General features: G+C 59.5%; 22 protein-coding genes, 1 tRNA gene and 1 pseudogene. 5 read left to right on the top strand and 19 right to left on the bottom strand.

The window, feature by feature from the left end; all coding sequences use genetic code 11:
* The first annotated feature begins 20 nt into the window (after positions 1–20).
* The gene (locus tag CRO46_RS17655) at positions 21–779 is read left to right on the top strand and encodes an IclR family transcriptional regulator (RefSeq protein WP_097109124.1); all 759 of its coding nucleotides are present in this window, start codon (positions 21–23) and stop codon (positions 777–779) included.
* A 66-nt stretch (positions 780–845) separates the two neighbouring features.
* Here the strand turns inward: CRO46_RS17655 and CRO46_RS17660 are convergent, their stop codons facing one another.
* Positions 846–1,241: a helix-turn-helix domain-containing protein gene (locus CRO46_RS17660; protein ID WP_097109125.1), complete on the bottom strand. Its 396-nt coding sequence runs from the start codon at positions 1,239–1,241 to the stop codon at positions 846–848.
* A 409-nt stretch (positions 1,242–1,650) separates the two neighbouring features.
* Positions 1,651–2,376, bottom strand: a complete 726-nt coding sequence (gene lipB / locus CRO46_RS17665) for a lipoyl(octanoyl) transferase LipB (RefSeq protein WP_097109126.1) — start codon at positions 2,374–2,376, stop codon at positions 1,651–1,653.
* A 433-nt stretch (positions 2,377–2,809) separates the two neighbouring features.
* Here lipB and CRO46_RS17670 point away from each other — a divergent pair.
* A tRNA-Leu gene (locus CRO46_RS17670) sits at positions 2,810–2,894 on the top strand.
* A 105-nt stretch (positions 2,895–2,999) separates the two neighbouring features.
* On the opposite strand, the gene CRO46_RS17675 is transcribed toward CRO46_RS17670, so the two are convergent.
* The 10 genes and pseudogenes from CRO46_RS17675 to CRO46_RS17720 all read right to left on the bottom strand — a co-directional run bounded on the left by CRO46_RS17675 (position 3,000) and on the right by CRO46_RS17720 (position 10,539).
* Entirely contained in the window at positions 3,000–3,515 is a 516-nt protein-coding gene (locus CRO46_RS17675; protein WP_097109127.1) for a Dps family protein, read from the bottom strand.
* A 53-nt stretch (positions 3,516–3,568) separates the two neighbouring features.
* Complete coding sequence (locus CRO46_RS17680) at positions 3,569–3,775, bottom strand: hypothetical protein (protein WP_097109128.1); 207 nt, start codon at positions 3,773–3,775, stop codon at positions 3,569–3,571.
* A gap of 33 nt (positions 3,776–3,808) precedes the next feature.
* Positions 3,809–4,222, bottom strand: a complete 414-nt coding sequence (locus CRO46_RS17685) for a hypothetical protein (RefSeq protein ID WP_179759109.1) — start codon at positions 4,220–4,222, stop codon at positions 3,809–3,811.
* Between the two features lie 6 nt (positions 4,223–4,228).
* On the bottom strand, positions 4,229–4,564 hold the full coding sequence (locus CRO46_RS17690; protein ID WP_097109130.1) for an ElaB/YgaM/YqjD family protein: 336 nt from the start codon (positions 4,562–4,564) through the stop codon (positions 4,229–4,231).
* A 127-nt stretch (positions 4,565–4,691) separates the two neighbouring features.
* Positions 4,692–5,609 (bottom strand): PRC-barrel domain-containing protein, encoded by a 918-nt coding sequence (locus tag CRO46_RS17695; protein WP_097109131.1) that lies wholly within the window; start codon positions 5,607–5,609, stop codon positions 4,692–4,694.
* 124 nt (positions 5,610–5,733) lie between these two features.
* Positions 5,734–6,849 carry an AI-2E family transporter gene (locus CRO46_RS17700; RefSeq protein WP_097109132.1) on the bottom strand — a complete coding sequence of 372 codons (1,116 nt, stop codon included), beginning with the start codon at positions 6,847–6,849 and terminating at the stop codon, positions 5,734–5,736.
* A gap of 532 nt (positions 6,850–7,381) precedes the next feature.
* Positions 7,382–8,596 (bottom strand): annotated as a pseudogene (locus CRO46_RS17705) (CHASE domain-containing protein); the annotation flags it as partial.
* 260 nt (positions 8,597–8,856) lie between these two features.
* On the bottom strand, positions 8,857–9,639 hold the full coding sequence (locus CRO46_RS17710) for a Crp/Fnr family transcriptional regulator (protein ID WP_097109134.1): 783 nt from the start codon (positions 9,637–9,639) through the stop codon (positions 8,857–8,859).
* A 64-nt stretch (positions 9,640–9,703) separates the two neighbouring features.
* Positions 9,704–9,901 (bottom strand): CsbD family protein, encoded by a 198-nt coding sequence (locus CRO46_RS17715; protein WP_097109135.1) that lies wholly within the window; start codon positions 9,899–9,901, stop codon positions 9,704–9,706.
* A gap of 113 nt (positions 9,902–10,014) precedes the next feature.
* Positions 10,015–10,539 carry a pyridoxamine 5'-phosphate oxidase family protein gene (locus CRO46_RS17720; protein WP_097109136.1) on the bottom strand — a complete coding sequence of 175 codons (525 nt, stop codon included), beginning with the start codon at positions 10,537–10,539 and terminating at the stop codon, positions 10,015–10,017.
* Between the two features lie 301 nt (positions 10,540–10,840).
* Here CRO46_RS17720 and CRO46_RS17725 point away from each other — a divergent pair, with 301 nt between their 5' ends.
* Positions 10,841–12,091, top strand: a complete 1,251-nt coding sequence (locus CRO46_RS17725) for a DUF2254 domain-containing protein (RefSeq protein WP_097109137.1) — start codon at positions 10,841–10,843, stop codon at positions 12,089–12,091.
* Positions 12,092–12,127: 36 nt separating this feature from the next.
* Here the strand turns inward: CRO46_RS17725 and CRO46_RS17730 are convergent, their stop codons facing one another.
* The 4 genes from CRO46_RS17730 to CRO46_RS17745 form a co-directional block, all read right to left on the bottom strand.
* Positions 12,128–12,463 carry a hypothetical protein gene (locus CRO46_RS17730; RefSeq protein WP_097109138.1) on the bottom strand — a complete coding sequence of 112 codons (336 nt, stop codon included), beginning with the start codon at positions 12,461–12,463 and terminating at the stop codon, positions 12,128–12,130.
* A 137-nt stretch (positions 12,464–12,600) separates the two neighbouring features.
* On the bottom strand, positions 12,601–13,542 hold the full coding sequence (locus CRO46_RS17735; RefSeq protein WP_179759110.1) for a sensor histidine kinase: 942 nt from the start codon (positions 13,540–13,542) through the stop codon (positions 12,601–12,603).
* A gap of 179 nt (positions 13,543–13,721) precedes the next feature.
* Positions 13,722–13,886, bottom strand: coding sequence for a DUF1328 domain-containing protein (locus CRO46_RS17740; protein WP_097109140.1), 165 nt, complete (start codon positions 13,884–13,886; stop codon positions 13,722–13,724).
* A gap of 45 nt (positions 13,887–13,931) precedes the next feature.
* The gene (locus CRO46_RS17745) at positions 13,932–14,744 is read right to left on the bottom strand and encodes a response regulator (RefSeq protein WP_097109141.1); all 813 of its coding nucleotides are present in this window, start codon (positions 14,742–14,744) and stop codon (positions 13,932–13,934) included.
* Between the two features lie 48 nt (positions 14,745–14,792).
* Between CRO46_RS17745 and CRO46_RS17750 the strand changes: the two genes are divergently transcribed.
* Entirely contained in the window at positions 14,793–15,083 is a 291-nt protein-coding gene (locus tag CRO46_RS17750; protein WP_244577953.1) for a NepR family anti-sigma factor, read from the top strand.
* A gap of 1 nt (position 15,084) precedes the next feature.
* Positions 15,085–15,669: an RNA polymerase sigma factor gene (locus CRO46_RS17755; RefSeq protein ID WP_097109143.1), complete on the top strand. Its 585-nt coding sequence runs from the start codon at positions 15,085–15,087 to the stop codon at positions 15,667–15,669.
* A gap of 336 nt (positions 15,670–16,005) precedes the next feature.
* Here the strand turns inward: CRO46_RS17755 and CRO46_RS17760 are convergent, their stop codons facing one another.
* The 3 genes from CRO46_RS17760 to CRO46_RS17770 form a co-directional block, all read right to left on the bottom strand.
* Positions 16,006–16,194 (bottom strand): hypothetical protein, encoded by a 189-nt coding sequence (locus CRO46_RS17760; protein ID WP_097109144.1) that lies wholly within the window; start codon positions 16,192–16,194, stop codon positions 16,006–16,008.
* 39 nt (positions 16,195–16,233) lie between these two features.
* A complete protein-coding gene (locus tag CRO46_RS17765) occupies positions 16,234–16,428 on the bottom strand; it encodes a PLD nuclease N-terminal domain-containing protein (protein ID WP_097109145.1) in 195 nt (64 codons plus the stop codon).
* A 229-nt stretch (positions 16,429–16,657) separates the two neighbouring features.
* Positions 16,658–17,836 carry a Gfo/Idh/MocA family protein gene (locus CRO46_RS17770; RefSeq protein WP_097109146.1) on the bottom strand — a complete coding sequence of 393 codons (1,179 nt, stop codon included), beginning with the start codon at positions 17,834–17,836 and terminating at the stop codon, positions 16,658–16,660.
* Positions 17,837–17,852 lie beyond the last annotated feature (16 nt).

Consider the following 17,852-nt stretch of genomic DNA (forward strand, 5'->3'; position numbering starts at 1 on the left):
CGTGAAAGATTCCCGTCAACATGCATCTTGATCGGCTCATAGCAATTCTGGAAATGATTGCAGTCGCCGGGCGTCCACTGTCGGTCGCTGAGGTGCAAAAGGCAACCGGTTTGCCCAAGCCCACCTGCTATCGGCTGATGCAGACGCTGCACGAACAGCGGCTGGTTGATGACCCGGACGGCTCCTCGCGCTTTGTCATCGGTGAACGGCTGATCCGGATCGCGCTGCTGGGCAAGTCCGATGCCGATGTGCGGCGCTGCTCGGCGCCGTTGCTCAAGTCAGCCGCCATCGAGTTCCGGGAAACCGTTTTCCTGGCGAGGTTCCGCAACAGCCAGGTCGAGATAATCCATGTCGAGACCCCGGACGACCCGAAGCGCGGCTATATCTATCCCGGTATCGGCGTCCGTCCAATGCATTCAGCATCTTGCTCAAAGGCCATTGCCGCCTTCGCCGAGGACCAGATCCGGGATGCGATCCTGCATAGCACGCTCAGGCAACATATAGATCATCTGCAGATCGGGCCGGACCGGCTGCAGGCTGATTTCGACCGTATCGCGGATCTGGGCTATGCCGAGTGCGAACGGGAGATTGATATCGGTGTCGCCAGTGTCGCAGCACCGGTTTTTGTCGGCAACTTCGGTGCGGCCTTCAGCGTCGGAGCGCTCGGCCCGGTGTCACGCTTTGATGCGAGTTACCGTGCCGCTTTGGGCAGGAACCTGTCCGCGCTGGCCGTCAGGGTCGGTGGCGTGATCCAGCTCTGCAACGCTGCGGATGTCTGAAGAGGAGTGATGGCAAGCAACGCCCCGAATTGCTCGGGGCGTTCGGTATCGGCGGCGGACAGATGCTTACTCGTTGACCGCCCGCGTGAGCGTCACCAGTCTGCCTTCGAGCGTTTCGATGCAGCTGGTAATCTGCAGCGCCAGTTCGCGCAGCCGGTTTATCTCGCCAGTCATTTCATCGACTGCGAGCGAAATCCCCGGTGATTGCGGTGCATCACCGGCGCCGCTGATCAGCCAGGCGGGGGAGACGCCCATGACACCGGCAAGCGTCATGATCTTGTTGGCGCGCGGCTCGGAACGGTCGGACTCCCATTCGGACAGGGTCTCGTCGGTGACACCGATCCGCGAGGCGGCATCTTCCAGCGTCAGCCCGGCAAGATCGCGGGCGCGGGTGATGCGGCCGCCCAGCGTATCGCCGTCGTCATATGTCTCGTCATAGGTTTCTGTTGTGATGTCATCCATTGATGTCGTTCCTTTGACTTTTAGGCCGGGCGCCCGCGGTTGCGCGGCGTGACGCGCGGGTGGTGGACCCGTCCTGAATTTAGAGCCTATGCATGGACCATTTCATTCCGATGAACTGTCGGACGTGCGACATGCATTGGCGTGTCAGATGATGTGATCCATCACCAGCCCTGAAATTGGCGGTGCCCCTGGATCGTGCCTCACGCTCTGGTGAAAGTCGGAATCATCGAATCGGGGTGAAAGCTTCGGTTCCGGCAGGCTATTATCGGCGATTGTGGGCACCACGTCCAGTGAAAGCGCGCGGTTTCCTGCGACCGGCGCTGAAGCCGGGATGTCCCGGCGTGCTTTGCAGCCCCATGTAAACCGACAACGGCCAGTTTCGCCACGCAGCAGGGCGGGTGGGCTTTGCCTAGCCGTCCTGGTCGTCCCGGGTCGGGCCGAACACGGCTTCAAATGCTTCTCGCAGCCGGATGTCGGCCTCATGCATGGGAACGGGAAGACCCAGATCGACCAGGCTGGTCACACCGTGGGCACGCACGCCGCATGGCACGATTCCCGAAAAATGCTCGAGCTGCGGATCCACATTCAGCGCCAGTCCGTGAAAGCTCACCCATTTGCGCAAGCGGATTCCGATCGCGGCGATCTTGTCTTCAGCCATCGAACCGTCCGGCAGCGGAGCCTTGTCGGGACGCCGCACCCAGACCCCGACACGGTCCTCGCGGCGCTCTCCGGTCACGTTCATGCTTGCCAGCGTGGAGATGATCACCGCCTCCATGGCCGAGACGAAGGCCCGCACATCCTGCCGCCTCCGCTTCAGATCAAGCATCACATAGGCGACTCGCTGGCCTGGCCCGTGATAGGTATATTCGCCGCCGCGGCCGGTCGCGTGCACTTCGAACCGGTGGGGATCGACCAGGTCTTCGGTTCTGGCGCTGGTGCCGGCGGTGTAGAGCGGCGGGTGCTCCACCAGCCAGATCAACTCGTCGGCTTCCCCTGCGGCAATTCGTTCGGCCTCGGATTCCATCAGGGCGACAGCGGCCGGGTAGGGGGTAAGGCCTTCGGAAATCCGCCACCGGATCGGCGGACTGCCGGCTCGCGCGAAAAACCGCGTCTCGAGTGCATCACGTTGTGTCATGCAGCTTCTCTAGATCCGTTTGTCCACAAAAGAAACAGGGTCGATGCAGCACTCCCATCACCTCTGCGTGTGCGGCAAACCCACGCCGCTGGTTACGCTTGCCGGGCAGGGGCTGATCCGGACGGTGACGGCAGGCACCAACCGCTGAGCGCGCGACCGGTGAGGCGGGCAGAATCACTTTCTTCGGCGTATGGCGCGGCAGGCGGCGCGATTCCGTCGCGCTGTCCGGCCGGCGTCGTCAGCGCCGCTAGACCATATCGGCGAAAACGCCGCGGCAAGGATCTGCAACCCGCCGCATGAGCATCTGTTTGCATCGGGAATCCTGTTTTTCCCCTCGCATTGAACTCATGTGTTTTTTGTGACGAATGCGCTTGTGCAGCGCAAGTCCATTTGCTACATGCAGCGCGCCGGACAGGTTTCGGCTCTACCACGTGCGGTCGTGGCGGAATTGGTAGACGCGCAGCGTTGAGGTCGCTGTGGGGCAACCCGTGGAAGTTCGAGTCTTCTCGACCGCACCATAAAACACCCGCTTCGGCGGGTTTTTTTGTGCCTGTGATTGAACGGCAAAAAGGGCAGAAGGGGTCTGGCCTCTGCCCTTGCGGCGTAATCCAGTTATGTCCGGATCAGCTCGCGACAACCGAGCGCAGCATCCAAAGGGCCTTTTCGTGGAAGTTGAGCCGCTCGGTCAGCATGTCCTCGGTGACATTGTCCTCATTCTCCGCAGCCTCACCGGCGGCCTTGCGCATGTCGCGCACCGTCTGCTCGTGGTCCTTGATCAGATCAGCCACCATGTCGTGTGCGGAAGCCTGGTCGACGTCGGAGGCGGTGGGTGCAAAGGACTTGGCGATGTCGAGACTGACCGGGGCCAGGTGGCCCAGTGCGCGAATCCGCTCGGCGATGATATCCGTCGCCCCGAACAGCTCGTTGTAGTGCTCTTCGGTCAGCTCATGGATCGGCTTGAAGATCGGACCGACCACATTCCAGTGATAGATGTGGCTCTTGACCGTCAACCGGTAGGTCGCCGCCAGAATGTCTGAAAGGCTCTTGGACATCGACTTGCGGTAATCTGCCTTGAGCCCGGTGTTGATCTGGTCGCTGGAGGCTTCTGGCGTGAGGCTTGCAATGGCTGACTTGGCCATGATCTGGTTCCTTTCGGCGGATAATGGAAGTAGTCCGGTTCAATTGCCGGCGGTCAGAGAGTTGCGGGATCGTCCGATGGCGCCTGCTCAAGCGAAATCGAAGCGTCATCGGTCATGTAGTTGTCCGTGTCTTCGGCTACTGCGCCCCACATAACCCAAGCGGCTATGGCGGCGAGAATTAGGCTGACGGCTAAGATGATCAGTACCGGCCTGCCTTGGCGGGCCTGGCGGACATTGATTGGATCGTTTGGTTCATTCATTTGTAACTCCTGAAATTGTTCATGACCGCACGGTCACTCGTCACTCGACCGCAGCATCGTGGCCGCGAGGGCGCCGATCAGCAGCCCGGCTACGATTGCCTTCGATTTGTGCTGGGCAATCATCGAAGAGGCGGAGGAAACCGCCAGCACCGACGCCCTTCCCGCCATTGCCGCATTCATGCGTCGCCGGGCGCGGCGGCGAAGCAGGACACGGATGCCGATCGCCAAGAGCGCCAGGACGAGCGCGAGGCCGGCTGTTGCCAGCAGGCCGTAAACAGGGCCGTAGGTCTCGGCTACGACCAGCGCGAAGGCACCGAACAGGGCACTGCATGCCATGAGTGCCATCAGGCCGATAAAGCCGAACAGGGCGGCGTCTCGGCGCACCTGCCTCGCCTTGGAACGCGCATAGGTCGTGGCAAGCGACGTTAGAGGGAGGACCGGAGGCATGAGCGCTTACCGGCGCAGCAGGATTGCTGCCAGGAAGCCTGCCGCCATCGCAACGCCGAGCGACTGCAACGGCTTTTCGCGCACGGTGCTGCTGACCTGCCTTTCCGCATTGGCGTAGTGCCCGGAGAGTTCGGCGATAACCCGTTCGCCGCTCTTGAGCAGTTCGTCAATTCGCTCCTCCGCCGCCTCGCGGGCAATCCCGGACTGCACCGCGCCAGCGCCAGCGAGCGCATCACTAAGCGCTTTGAGTTCCTCGCGGATACGTTGTGCGCGCTCACTGATTTCATCGGCAGCCTTGTTTGCATTGTTGTTCGAACGTGCGGTTTTGCCGGTGGCAGCCATCGTGTAACCTCTCCTGTCATGATTTCATCCGACCAACGCCGGCGCGATACGATGGTTCCGCTGGAAAACAGAAAAAAGCCGCCGGAATGTTCCGGCGGCTCTCGCAATAGGGAAGGTGTCGGACTGGTTAGCCAGCCGGGACCACCAGGATCATGGTGTCACGCTCTGCTTCCCAGTTTTCTTCCGAGTATTCCTTCTGGGCTTCAAGCTGCTCTTGGGTAAACGGCGTGAAGATCGTCAGATCACCGTTGGCGTCGGCACGAATGTCGAGGTTTTCGGGCGAGACGGCCACTTGCTTTTCACCCATGCCAAGGAAACCGCCGACGTCGAGGATGAAACCTTCGACCTTGTTGTCGGCGGTCAGCAGGACGTCACCGACTTCGCCGATGCTTTCATCGGTCGAGCTATAGACGGTGCGGCCGATCAGGTTTTCGGCGGTCAGATCGTCCGTGGTCACCTGGGTCATGGCCGAGCGATCGATTGTCGTCGTCTTTTCTTCCGCCGTTTCGACTGCGCTTTCGCCTTCGGCGATGTTCTCAGCGGTCCGGTCTTCGGCAGCCATCTGACCGGTTGCGTTCATCTCTTCGTCGGTGGAACGCGCTTCGTTGTAGAGCGCCGAGCGATCATAAGCGGGCGCTGCTTCAAGCTGCTCGCGGGTCATGTTGGCCACCAGCCAGCGTTCGCCGTCGCGGTCAACCCACTCGATGGTCTTGTAGTCGACGGCGACGTCCTTTTCGCCGATGCCCAGGAAGCCGCCAACGCCGACGATGATGGAGGCAACATCGCCTTCTGGCGTAATCACGATGTCGTTGATGTCGCCGATCATGTCTGCATCTTCAGCTGCCGAGCCGTAAACGGCCGAGCCGATCAGGTTGCTGGCGAGATTGTCGCCCTGAGCCATGGCCGCATTGGTGTCAGTTGCAACGACGGTTTCCGCTTCGGTTGCGGTGGTGTCGGTGGTTGCAGTGGTGGTGGTGCTGGCCGCCATCGCAGAGGTAGCAACAAACGTTGCGAGTGCGGTACTGGCCAAAAGTGTCTTGAACATGGTAATTTCCTCTTTGCATCGAAAGGTGCTTGCCGGGCTGGGCCGTGTGTGTGAGAGCGCTGGACCGGCTCGGCGATGGTTACACGGCGTAAACGTGCTCGCCTGATCAAGGTTCCGGCCCGCTTCAACTTTTTTTGATCGGTGACGACGTCACTTGCGCGCCTCCGATGCGTTCCGGAAATGCGTTTCTGATCGCCGCGTAGCCCACGAGCAGAAACGGTACCGCCAGCAGTCCACCGACTGGTCCCCACATCCAGATCCAGAACGCGAGTGAGAGAAACACGAAGAACGGATTGAGCGTGACCGATCGCCCGATCACCTGCGGAGTCACGATCTGGGCCTCGATCATGTTGAGCACCAGATAGCCGCCGACCGGCAGGAAGATGGCCGGCATCGTGTCCCAGGTGGCCAGCCCGACCCCGAGCAGGATGGCGGCCATGACGGCAGGGCCGATATAGACGATGTAATTAAGACAGAAGGCAAGCATGCCCCACAGATAAGGCTGCGGCACACCGAACAGCCACATGAGGCCGGCGGTCGCGACGCCCAGGCCGGCATTGATCACGGTAATTGACAGCAGGTAGCGCGAGACGAACCATTCGGCATCCCGAAACATCCGCGCCGTTCTCAGCCGTGCGTGGCGGCTGAAGCACAGCGACAGCACGCTCGTGCGGATCGAGTGGCGTGTGGCAAGGAAGAAATACAGGCTTGCCAGGAACAGTATGATCTGCGCCATCAGGGCCGGGGCGAGGGTGGCAATTTCCTCAACCGCCGAGTCCTCGGCAATATCTACGGTCATCTCTGCCTTGCCGCCGGCAATGGTGCGGATCTGTTCCTGCACGCCGCCAAGCGTGTCGAACATGGTGCGCCAGTTGATAAGGTGGCGTTGCATTTCATGCCATATCTCGGGCAGCCTTTCGGTCCATATCGAAAGTGGCATTGAAAACAGTACCACCGCCGATCCGATCAGCGCGAGAAACAGGATCACCACCGTGGCCGCGGCAAGCGACGCGGGAATGAGCCGCTCGAGCTTGTTTGCGACCGGCGACGCCATCAAACCGGTGATGACGGCAAGGCAAACCGGGGCGAGAAAGGGTTGGGCATGATCAAGTGCTGCAAGCGTTACCAGCAGGCCGGTAACGATGATGGCGATGCGCGCGGTTGACTGCAATCCGGCATCCATTCCGGACTTGGCCGCGATGCGCACAACCGGCGGATCCATGCGATAAAGACGCTTCATTGAATGCCCCTGTGTAAACAGGGAAAACGCAACACTGGAACATTCGTTCCGCGCATCGACATGCTAGCGGGGCATGGCGCGATGGCTTACTCGCGTCACCTTCCACGCCGGAAAATCAGGCGGAAGCGGCAGGATCCTTCCTTCCGCTGGCTGCGGATCGTTGAAAATCTGCCTTGACGCGCTCGTATGGTACGGTGATCGTCACGTCGATGCCGTACTCGTCGGGTGTGATCTGCAGCGATCCACCCAGTTCAACCCGCATCGTTGCGTCGAGCAGCTTGGTCCCGAAACCGCCTTTCTGGGTCAGCGCATTCGAATTCTGGTCATCAAGCGGTGTCTGGCTGCGCTCGCGCCATGAGAAGATCAGTGATTTGCGCCTGTTCGCATCCGGCTCGACTCGCCACCAGATGTCCAACTTGCCGGTCTCCGACTGGGCCGCGCCGTATTTCAGCGCATTGGTGGCGAGTTCGTGAAACGCAAGCCCGAAAGCCTGGGCCGCAACTTCATTGAGCTCGATTGTCGGGCCCTCGAGCTTGTCCTCATCCATTGTGTTGCCAAGCAGTTGCCGCAGTTCCTGGGCGAGAAGGGTTTTCAAATCGGCGCTCTGCCAGGAGGTGCGGGCGAGCAGGTCTTGCGAGGCGGCCATCGCCTGCAGCCGGGCGGTGAAGGATTGGTTGAAATCCGCAAGATTGTCGGCCGACCGTGCCGTCTGTCGTGACATGGCCATCACCCGGGCAATCATGTTCTTGATCCGGTGCTTCATTTCCTGCAGCAGGAATTCACGGTCGCTCAGAGCCCGTTCCGACTGCAGCCGCAGGGCTTCGCCGACTTCGATGATACGCTGCTGAGCACGTGAGGACGCGGCCAGCGCGGCGGCCAGCAGAAAGCCGGCAATTGCCAGCATGATGGTCCTGGTCTGGTCAACCGGTGGGCTGTAGATCTCGGAGGCCTGGATTTCGACAGTCCATGTCCGTCCGGCGACTTCAATCGTCATCAGCGATGGCGGCGGCGCATCAAAGCTTTCGCTAGGCCGGTTCACCGACTGGTAGATCCGGCTTGCATCGGTGGGTTCGCCATCCCAGGCGGTGACATGAATAGGCAACATTGGCGACCGGTTGAGCGCCGACTCAAACAGGTTCGGAATGCGGAACGGCGCATAGATGAAGCCAAGCGGCCGCCCGGAATTGGGGGCAAAGAACGGAGTATACATCAAGAACCCGGGCTGCGGATTGCCGAAGTCCTCCTGCACCAGTTCAACCGAGCCGGAGGCACGCAGGCGCTGTTCGGTCAACGCCGCCAGAATCGCTGCCCGGCGGACCGGCTCCGAGTACATGTCGTAGCCCAGCGCCCGCCTGTTGGGCTCGTTATCGGGTTCCAGCATGACAATCGGGGTTCTGTAAGGCTCGTTGGTCTCGGGCCAGGATGTGCGCTCCAGGCCGTAATTCCGCTCCAGTTCAGCCGAGATTGCCTGGTCAGATTGCGGCCCGGATTGCACATAACGGGCAAAACCCAGCCCCTGAACCCCGTTGAATTGCTCGGTCTTTTGCAGATAACTCACATAGACCTTGAACGCTTCGATACCGGGCACCTCGCCCGTGGCCTGGAAATGCGCTTCGACCGACTTGATCAGCAGCATGTGGTTTTCGACGCGGTCACCGATCCGTTGAACCGCATCCTCGGCAATCCCGAGGAAAGTCAGCCTGTTGGTCTGATCGATCGTGTACCATGAGGCGGCGGCCGTTAGCATGCCGACGATGGCCACTACGATGAAGACCAGGACTGGCTGGAATCGGTAAAACAAATCGGGGGTCTCTCAATACGGTACGTGCTATACCGGCTAAGCTGTTTACGCCACAGATGCAAGATTACTGACGCCGCGCCGGGTCGCAACCGATTGCTGCAAGAGCCTCCGGCTGCGTATTCGGCCAAACGAAAGTGAGGCCAAGTGTGCCAAGATAGGACGTGTTTCCGCCGCGTCTATTACACAGGTTAAGCTGTTCGATGTACTCAGGGAAGCTGTTTTCTGGATCTGCCGGTTCCTGACTTGGTTGAAAATTCCATCAGGAATCGTTCATCGAAATCTGCAAAACTCACCGACCGGGAGACTTCCGGGAAACTCACAAAGCCCTTGTCGATCTTCAGCAGTCTTTCCCTGCTCAGCCGGCTGATCGAGCGATTGACGTGAACGGTGGACAGGCCCATGCAATCTCCGATCTGTTCCTGGGTCAGTTCAAGGTCGAAGCCGTAGTCACTGGCGAGATCAACCTGCTCAAGCCTTATCCACAACTCCAGCAGGAAATGTAGAATTCGCTGGGCTGCCGTGCGCGCCCCCAGTGATACCTTGTGTTCGGCGAGAATGTTGGCATGACGCATCGTCATCCAGTCCAGGCCGGAAGCAAGCACGGGAAAGCGCCGGTGGATTTCCAGGATCCGAACCGGTTCGATCAGCGCCAGCGAGCTGTTGGTCAGCGCGGCTGCAGAGTAAATCGAGGAATGGCTGAAATTGACATGTAGCCCGATGAAGTCGCCCGGAAGTGACACCCCGATGATCAGGCGCCTTCCAGCGGGCGTTATCCTGTAGCGGATGACCCAGCCGCGCCGCACCAGAAGGGTTACGCGCAGCGGTTCGCCGTCATGTATGAAGACGTCGCCTTTTGCGACCTCGGCCTGGTTTACCTGCATGGTCTCGAGATAATCGACTTCTTCCGATGTCAGAAGTACGGATCTTCCCAGCCGGCGGACAAGCGGACTTGCGTTCTTGGGAATCGCGCTCTGGTTTTTGCCGGGCATGCAGGAACTTTCGCAATCAAAAGGCCCGGCAACAATATCGCCGGGCCTTTGAAACTCTACGTGATCAGTTCTGGTTCAACCAGCTGTCGATTTCGCGCTCTGCCTCGTCGCGGGTCTTGCCGTAGCGGGCCTGGATCTTGCCGGCCAGTTCGTCGCGGCGTCCTTCAACCTGGTCCAGATCGTCATTGGTGAGCTCGCCCCACTGTGCCTGAGCCTTGCCCTTGTATTCGTTCCACTTGCCTTCAACAATATCCCAGTTCATCTGATTTCTCCTTGGTTTTGAAGCTGTTGGCCATTTGGCGCTGTTCGCGTCCGGCCTGTTTTCATAACGTCAAAGCCGGTGAATGGTTCCAGCTTTTCGCGTATCTTTCGATGTCAGGAAGCGGGCGCGGTTGCCGGGAACACGACATGGGTCTTTTCACCCAGGTCGGGTTTCTCGTCTGTCATGTTGGCCTTGGCGATTTCCCAGGCAAACCGGATCGCGCTGCCCGAGGAAGCCCAGATGTCGGCCTCCGAAGCATCGAAGCGCAACAGGATCAGATTGGGATCGTCCTTGCCGTGTTCGAACCATGCGGCAACCGGAGCGGACCAGAACTTGTCAATCAGCGAGCGGTCATTCTCTTCGCTCATCGTCCCTGAAATGCAGGCGTGATAATCGTGGTCGTTGCTGATCACGCAAATGCGGGCCCGGCTTGCCGGATGATTGGCAATTGCGCTGCCCATCTCGGAATCACGCTTGGAGTAAAACCAGATGCCGCGTCTGTCTTCGTCCACCTGCGGCGCCATCGGTTGCATCGAATGGCCGGTCTTGTCGAGACCCGTCATGACTGCATGCGTGTCGTCCATGATATCGAACAGCTGGCTGATCGGTTCGTGTCGTGTCTTGTGGAGGTCTGTCATGGGGAGGTCCTTTTTAAGTTGGCATCGGTTAACGCCTGAGACCGGCGCAGGTTCCTGATTTGCCAAACAGGGCGGATAGAGGCATTGAGCAGTGCGAAACGGCAGCACACCCTCTGCCGGGCCCCAAGCTCAAGCCGGTCTACTAGGCCCAAATTTGACAGCACTCCGCGCTGATGCATGGACGGCAGTCACCTAATGACCTATTTCATTGAGGCAGCTGCGCTTGGCGCCAGGGACCGCTTCTGCCTGATCTTCATGAATTTCCGCCGGTTTCCGGCCGTTCGCACCTAAGGATGGTTCAATGAAATTGTGGTCGCTTCTTACGATTAACGGCCTGCTCGGTGTTCCCGGAGCCATTGCCATCGGTCTGTGGATGCTGGCGTTTCCAATGATCTGGGTCGATACCCAGTATACGATCATCGGCGATCGGCTGCCCTTCTGGCTGGCAATTTCAGCTGAAACTGCGCGTTCCCTTCTCACCACCATTGCGACGGCGGCGATCACGACGCTGAGCATGGCCTACTCGATCATGCTGGTGGTGTTTACGCTGGCAGCGGGCAACATCGCGCCGCGGCTGTTGCAGCGGTTTTCGCGCGACAGGGTCAACCAGATCACCGCCGGAGTACTCGGTGGTACTTTCCTGTATGCGCTTACGGTGCTCAGGGCATCAGGTCCGGAACTGCGCCCGGAATTCTCGATTTTCATGGCCTTCCTGCTGGCTGCCCTCTCCGTGCTGCAGGTGATCCATTTCGTGCATTCGGTGTCCCGCAGCGTCACCATCGATGCCGAGGTTGCAAAGATCTCGGAGCACTTGGAAAAACAGGTCAATGCACTGGTTGTCGAAACCGGGGCTGACAGGCAGGATCTGAACGAATCCGGGCTTGATACGGTTTTGGCTGCGCGACAGTCGGGATATGTCACCATGCTTGAAGAGGCGGAGCTGCTGCGCATCGCACGGAAGCACGACACACAAATTGCGGTCCGTGTGGCCCCTGGTGATTTCGTGCTCACGGGTCAGACGCTGGCGGTCGCAGGCTTTGGCAAGAACGAGGAGAAAATCGCCGAGGCTGTCTACTCCGCAATCGTACTGCAGCCTTACCGCGGCGCGGTCGACGACATTCGGTTTTCGATCAAGATCCTGCTGGAAATCGCCTTGCGCGCGTTGTCTCCGGGTGTCAACGACAGTTTCACCGCCGTCGCCTGCACAGACCGTATAGCCGCCGCGCTTGTCAGGCCAGTGTCAGAGGGACTGCGCGGTGACGTCAGGTGCGACGAAGACGGGGTACCGCGCCTTGTGGTTCCGGGGCTGTCTCTTGAAGACCTGTTGAACTTGACCCTGCACCCGCTGCGTCAGGCAGCCCGCGGCAACATTCTCATGCTTGACCACATCGGAGTGGTGCTGAATTCGCTTTACTCGATCGCTGGGGACGACGCCAGGGAGCTCATCGTGTCTCATGGCAGGGCGCTGATTGAAACTGCGCGCGCCGGTACACCGATCAGCAACGACCTTGAGTATTTGCAACGCCGTCTGGACTTCGATATCGGCGAATGAACAGCGGCGATGCGAGCCGCGACCCCCGTGCCTGTCTCAGTTGATGCTGTTGTAGCGCCCGTTCTCCTCGACACTTGCCACCGACTGCACCGCCATGTGCGGGTTTATTACTTCGAGCGTGACTTCAATGCCGCCTTCCTGCGTGACGTCCCAGACGATCTCTGCATCCTCGTAGAACAGAGCCGGGTCGATCTCCACACATTTGCCGTAGGTTCTGGGCTGGTCTGACCCCATGTCGCGAATGGCAGGCATGAGTTCTGCCTGGCATTCCTCGGTGGTCTCATAGGCAATGGCGGGAGCAGGGTACTCCTTGCAAGCCTGCAGGTCGTCGCTGCAGGCGATCAACACCATGAATGCAGCAATGTGTTCCATGACACGTCTCCTTTGGCAGAACAACTCCAAGGCGACATGGAAGTTCCAAATGACGGGTCACATGTATTAAGAATGTCTTAAATGGGCGGGGCGCGTGAACGCGGTCGGGCCCGGCAAGTTAAGAAGGGGTGTTTCGCTCACCCTGGCGCGTGAAGTTCGTACTGGTTGCCCGGAATGGTAAGCTGGTACACCATGTGGTCGGGTTCGATCACATGCTCCACACCGGCCGACAGGGCCTGCGGCACGATGCGTCCCAGCACGGTGCCGGTGAAACCGCTCTTGGATTTGGAACCGGTCTCGGGCGCATCCTGCCGCTGCGCAAAAATCTCGCGCCAGGTCAGAACCAGCTCTGAATCCCCCTTGGCATTGCGTTGTTCTTCGGCAGACAGTTCGACGGTGCCTCCGGCAGGTCCCAATGCACCCCTGGCCAGTGAATCGATTGTCAGTTCATGAAGCGCCAGTCCCAGGTGCAGCGCTGCGTTCGGAAAGAGATAGGCATCCTTGCCCACCATCTTGAATCCTGAAGGAAGGTCGCCCATCAAGGGGTGGAGTTGCGATTGCGTCAGGGCGAAAAGCTCCGCCCCGCGCCAATCCGATGCGGTAACCAGGTCCTGGGACTGCGCCATCGACTGCACGCGGTTGCGAAAGGCAAGCAGAAAATCTTCCAGTCCTTGTGAATGCCGGGCGGTCTGCGAGGCCACTGACTGGATAATGGCGAGCAGATTTTTCGACCGGTGACTGAGTTCGCGCAACAGTGTCTTCAACACGGTTTCGCGGTATTTGAGGTCATCTATCTCGACAATGGTGGTGAACACACCGATGACCCGGCCTTCCGGATCCACATCAGGTTCGATGTTGAGCATGTACCAGTGCCGTTCCTGGCCGGCATCGCGATGAATTTCGAGTTTTGTCGGCTCACCGGTCTCCATGACGCGGCGCTTCGCCTGAATTACCTTGGTGGCGTGTGTGGGGGAAAACACCGTCTCGTCGGTGCCGCCATCAAGCAGTTCCTTCAATGGCCAGGATTCAGGGATATTTGCTGCAAACCGGATGATCAGCCCGGAATCCTGATACATCATCGATACTCCGGCGCTGCGAAGGCCCGCCAGTACGAATCTCAACCGATCGGATTCGTTAACCGATGTCATCGTCATGCTGGGAAATTCACTCTTTCATAACTTCATGCGTTTCAAGCAATTAAGGTGCCGGAGGTTATCCGGCACCTTATCTGGCCTCAAGAATTGCACCTTGATCAGCATCACACTTTCCGGACAAAATTCATGACCAGCGAAATGACCAGGAAGGCCAGGAACAGGAAGAAAAGTACCTGGGCAATACCGGCGGAAGCACCTGCGATGCCGCCAAAACCGAGCACGCCGGCGATGATTGCGACAACCAGGAAGATTAGGGCGTAGTACAGCATCGAAAATCTCCTTTGTTCTTCGATGCGGGACCAACGCCGCCGATCTTAGTTGGTTCCGGTCATTGCCAGTTTTTCCCCCGCGTCGTTGAAGAACAGGGCCTGGCTGATCAGCGCCTTGACCATGTCGGGGTTGAAAGGCTTGGTGACGAGAAATGCCGGCTCCGGCTTCTCCCCGGTGAGCAGGCGTTCGGGGAACGCGGTAATGAAGATGACCGGCAGCATTTCATCCTTAAGGATGTCGTTGACGGCATCGATTCCGGAACTGCCGTCGGCCAGTTGGATATCCGCGAGTACCATCTTCGGCTTGGTCTTCTTGTAAAGCTCCACCGCTTCCTTGTGGGTCCGTGCAACGCCGGTTACCCGGTGTCCCAGCGCTTCGACCATATCCTCGATGTCCATGGCGATAAGCGGCTCGTCCTCGATGATCATGATGTCGGTGGCCACCTGCCTGGAAATTTCCATCGCCGCAGTCTCAAGCAGCTTGTTGAAACTGGCCTCGTCAACATCAAGGATTTCAGCGGCCTGACTGGGTCTGAAGCCTTCGACCGCGATAAGAAGAAAAGCCTTCCGGGCTTGAGGCGTCACTGCCTCGAGATTGTTGGCGGCTCTTTTTTCCCAACTGAAGGGCGTCGGATTGTCAGGGATTGGAACCGAAAGCGTGTCAAAGAGTTGAGAGAACAGCCGGTACAGGGAAACCCGATCATCGGCAGTCTTGGGAAAAATGCTCAGATCGGCAATCAAGGCCTCCAGCGTTGCTGCTACATAAGCGTCGCCTGAAGTCTGCGATCCGGTAACCGCACGCGAAAAGCGACGGAGATAAGGAAGGTGCGGCGCAATGCGCATGGACAGTGTCGTCATTAGGTACCCCTTTGTGGTCCACTTGGCGTGGCAACGGACTCGAAACGCATGAACCAAAAAAAAGTTCCAGCCTCTTGGAACTTTTTTTTGTGTGGCGCATTCTGGGATATATGTGTGCATTCTGAAAGGGCTGGCAAGGGCATGATTGATCGAGAAGAAAAGAGCGAAACCTCCAGGGGAGGGCGGACATCTGATCTCGGACCCACAGACGCGATCGCTTCACAGCTGAAGCAGTTTTACACCTCCGTTGAAGAAGAGCCGATTCCCGATCGCCTTCTGGGCCTGCTTGACAAACTCGATCAAGCGGAACGCTCCGGCGGCACCAATGGAGCAAACTGAGATGGGTGCTCCTGAGACCATCCCTACTGAAACTTTGACTGCATTTTCCTTCAAGCGCGAGATGCTCGCGGTCCTGCCAAGCCTGCGGGCTTTCGCTGTGTCGCTGGCGCGCCGTCACGACAGGGCGGATGATCTGGTGCAGGAAACAGTCATGAAAGCGTGGGGCAAACAGGAAAGCTTCCAGCCGGGCACATCAATGCGGGCTTGGCTGTTCACCATCCTGCGCAACGAGTTCTACAGCCAGATGCGCCGCAAGGGCCGGGAGTTGCCGGATCCGGATGGGGTTTTCGCCGGCAATCTTGCGACCCATCCCGAGCAATACGGCAAGCTGGATCTCGCCGACTTCAAGAGCGCACTGGACTCTCTGCCGGACGATCAGCGCGAAGCCATTGTCCTGATCGGTGCGTCGGGCTTTTCCTACGAGGAAGCGGCAGAGATCGCCGGCGTGGCGGTCGGCACGATCAAGAGCCGTGTCAATCGCGCCCGCGTGAAGCTGCAGGAGATCCTCACCATCGAGGGCGAGAGCGACTACGGTCCTGATGAAACCTCCCGGCCTCTCGTCAACAAGGCCTTTCCGGGCCGTTAGAACGGAAATCGCCGAACCGGCACCGGCGCCACGCGGGCAGGGTTGAGGTCGGTTGGACAGGGCAGGAACACAACACAATGCCCGCAACCGGCTGTGTGGCGGGCATTGTTGCTGTCGCGTGGGCGCGCGGTCACCATGTCAACCGAAGCCTCGTTTTGCCGGAAGAGAGCGTTCGGCTGCGGCGCATCCTACCGTCGCGAACTTGTTTGCGGCAATCTATCGATGTGCCGTTTGCAGAGATGATTTTCATGAAGCTAGGTAAAGAGAAGCACGCCGGACACTTTGTTCCGGCGTGCTTTTCATGTTTTGATCACAGCTCGACGGGTGAGGGGGCGCTTACCTGTTGCCGAGGTCAATGTCAGCCGAGGCCGATTCGAGCCTCCTCAGCAGAGCAGCCGCATCTGCTTTCAGCTTTTCCAGCATTTCCTCGCGGGTTGGCTGGTCGTTGGCCGGCTTGATCTCGCAGCTCGCATTTGTGCTCACGCCGAGAACCTGGCCTGCGATCGTGGGGTTCATGCTGGACATCTTGGACTCCCTTTAAGCGCTAATTCTGCCGATTAGAAATCAGGCGGTGCGCGTGCTACCCTTCGGGCCGGCCAGGAACCAGATGATCAGACCAACGACTGGCAGGACGATGATCAGCACTGTCCACAAGGCCTTGGCGCCGGTGGAGGCGGAAGACTGGAAAATGCTGTAGATTGCCCAAACAACGGCGATGAGAAGGATGAGGCCCAGCAGGCCGCCGACTTCGATACCCATTTCGTGCTCCTTGACTTGAGGCCTGGCACCACCTTCTCGAACCTGTTTGAAGCAGGCCACGGAAGAAGGAGTCAGGCGCCACTCTGGCACCGCAATCGCGCGGGCGCCTTCGCAAGTCCAACGCACTGATGCCACATTTGTTCCCGCGCGGTTCCACCCCGGAGCGCCCCATGCGGTTACAGCTATGAAAGCGGGAGGAAGTCCGGTCGGCAGACCGCCCGGGAATGCCCTAGCCTTTGTTGTAATTGCCGAACTTGACCCAGGCGCCGCCACGCTTTGAGGAGTCGACGCAGGCCGTCACGAAGGCGACGCCCGCCAGGCCGTCTTCGATGCCGGGAAACACCACGCCTTCTGGCCGGGGGTTACCGTTGCGGTGGGCGATGATGGCCTCCGCGGCTTCCGAATAAATGTTGGCGAAGCCCTCGAGATAGCCTTCGGGGTGGCCGCCGGGGATGCGGCTGACGCGTCGGCCCGCTGCCGTGGCGGCGGCGCCGTTTCGGGTCAGCAGACGCTTGGGCTGGCCGAGCGGTGTATGCCAGAGATAGTTCGGATCCTCCTGTGCCCATTCGAGCCCACCCTTCTCGCCGTAGATCCGCAGCTTCAGTGCGTTCTCGTTTCCGGGCGCCACCTGGGAACACCACAGCATGCCCTTGGCGCCGCTCGAAAATCGCATCAGCACATGGCCGTTGTCATCAAGCTGCCGGCCTTCGACGAAACTGTCGAGATCTGCGCAGAGCTCGGCCAGTTCCAGGCCGGAGACGAAGCTCGCGAGATTGAACGCATGCGTGCCGATGTCGCCGGTCGAGCCACCCAGGCCCGAGCGGGCAGGGTCGGTGCGCCATCCAGCCTGCTTCTGGCCGGTCTCCTCGAGATTTTCCGACAGCCAGTCCTGCGCATATTCGACCTGCACCAGCCGGATCCTGCCGAGCTCGCCGCTTGCGATCATCTCGCGCGCCTGACGGATCATCGGGTAGCCGGTGTAGTTGTGGGTCAGCACGAACAGCGCGCCGGAGGCCTCCGCCGCCTTCTTCAGCTTGCGTGCATCGGAAAGCGTAGAGGTCAGCGGCTTGTCGCAGATGACGTGGATACCGCGCTTGAGAAACTCCCGCGCCGCCGGGTAATGCAAGTGGTTCGGTGTAACGATCGCCACCGCCTCGATGCCGGTCTTGAGCCGCGCTTCGCGCTTGGCCATCTCGGCATAGTCACCATAGGCGCGATCCGCAGCCACACCCAGGTCTGCCGCCGAGGCTTTCGATTTTTCCGGTGTCGAGGAAAAAGCCCCGGCAAGCAGCTCGTAACGGTCATCGATGCGCGCGGCGATGCGGTGGACGCCGCCAATGAACGCATCACGGCCGCCGCCGACCATGCCAAGACGGATACGGCGCGGTTGGTTTGATAGGTCATTCATAACGGTCTCCCATCGA

The sequence above is a fragment of the Parahoeflea halophila genome (assembly GCF_900220985.1).
In the GTDB taxonomy this organism is placed as follows: Bacteria; Pseudomonadota; Alphaproteobacteria; order Rhizobiales; family Rhizobiaceae; genus Hoeflea; species Hoeflea halophila.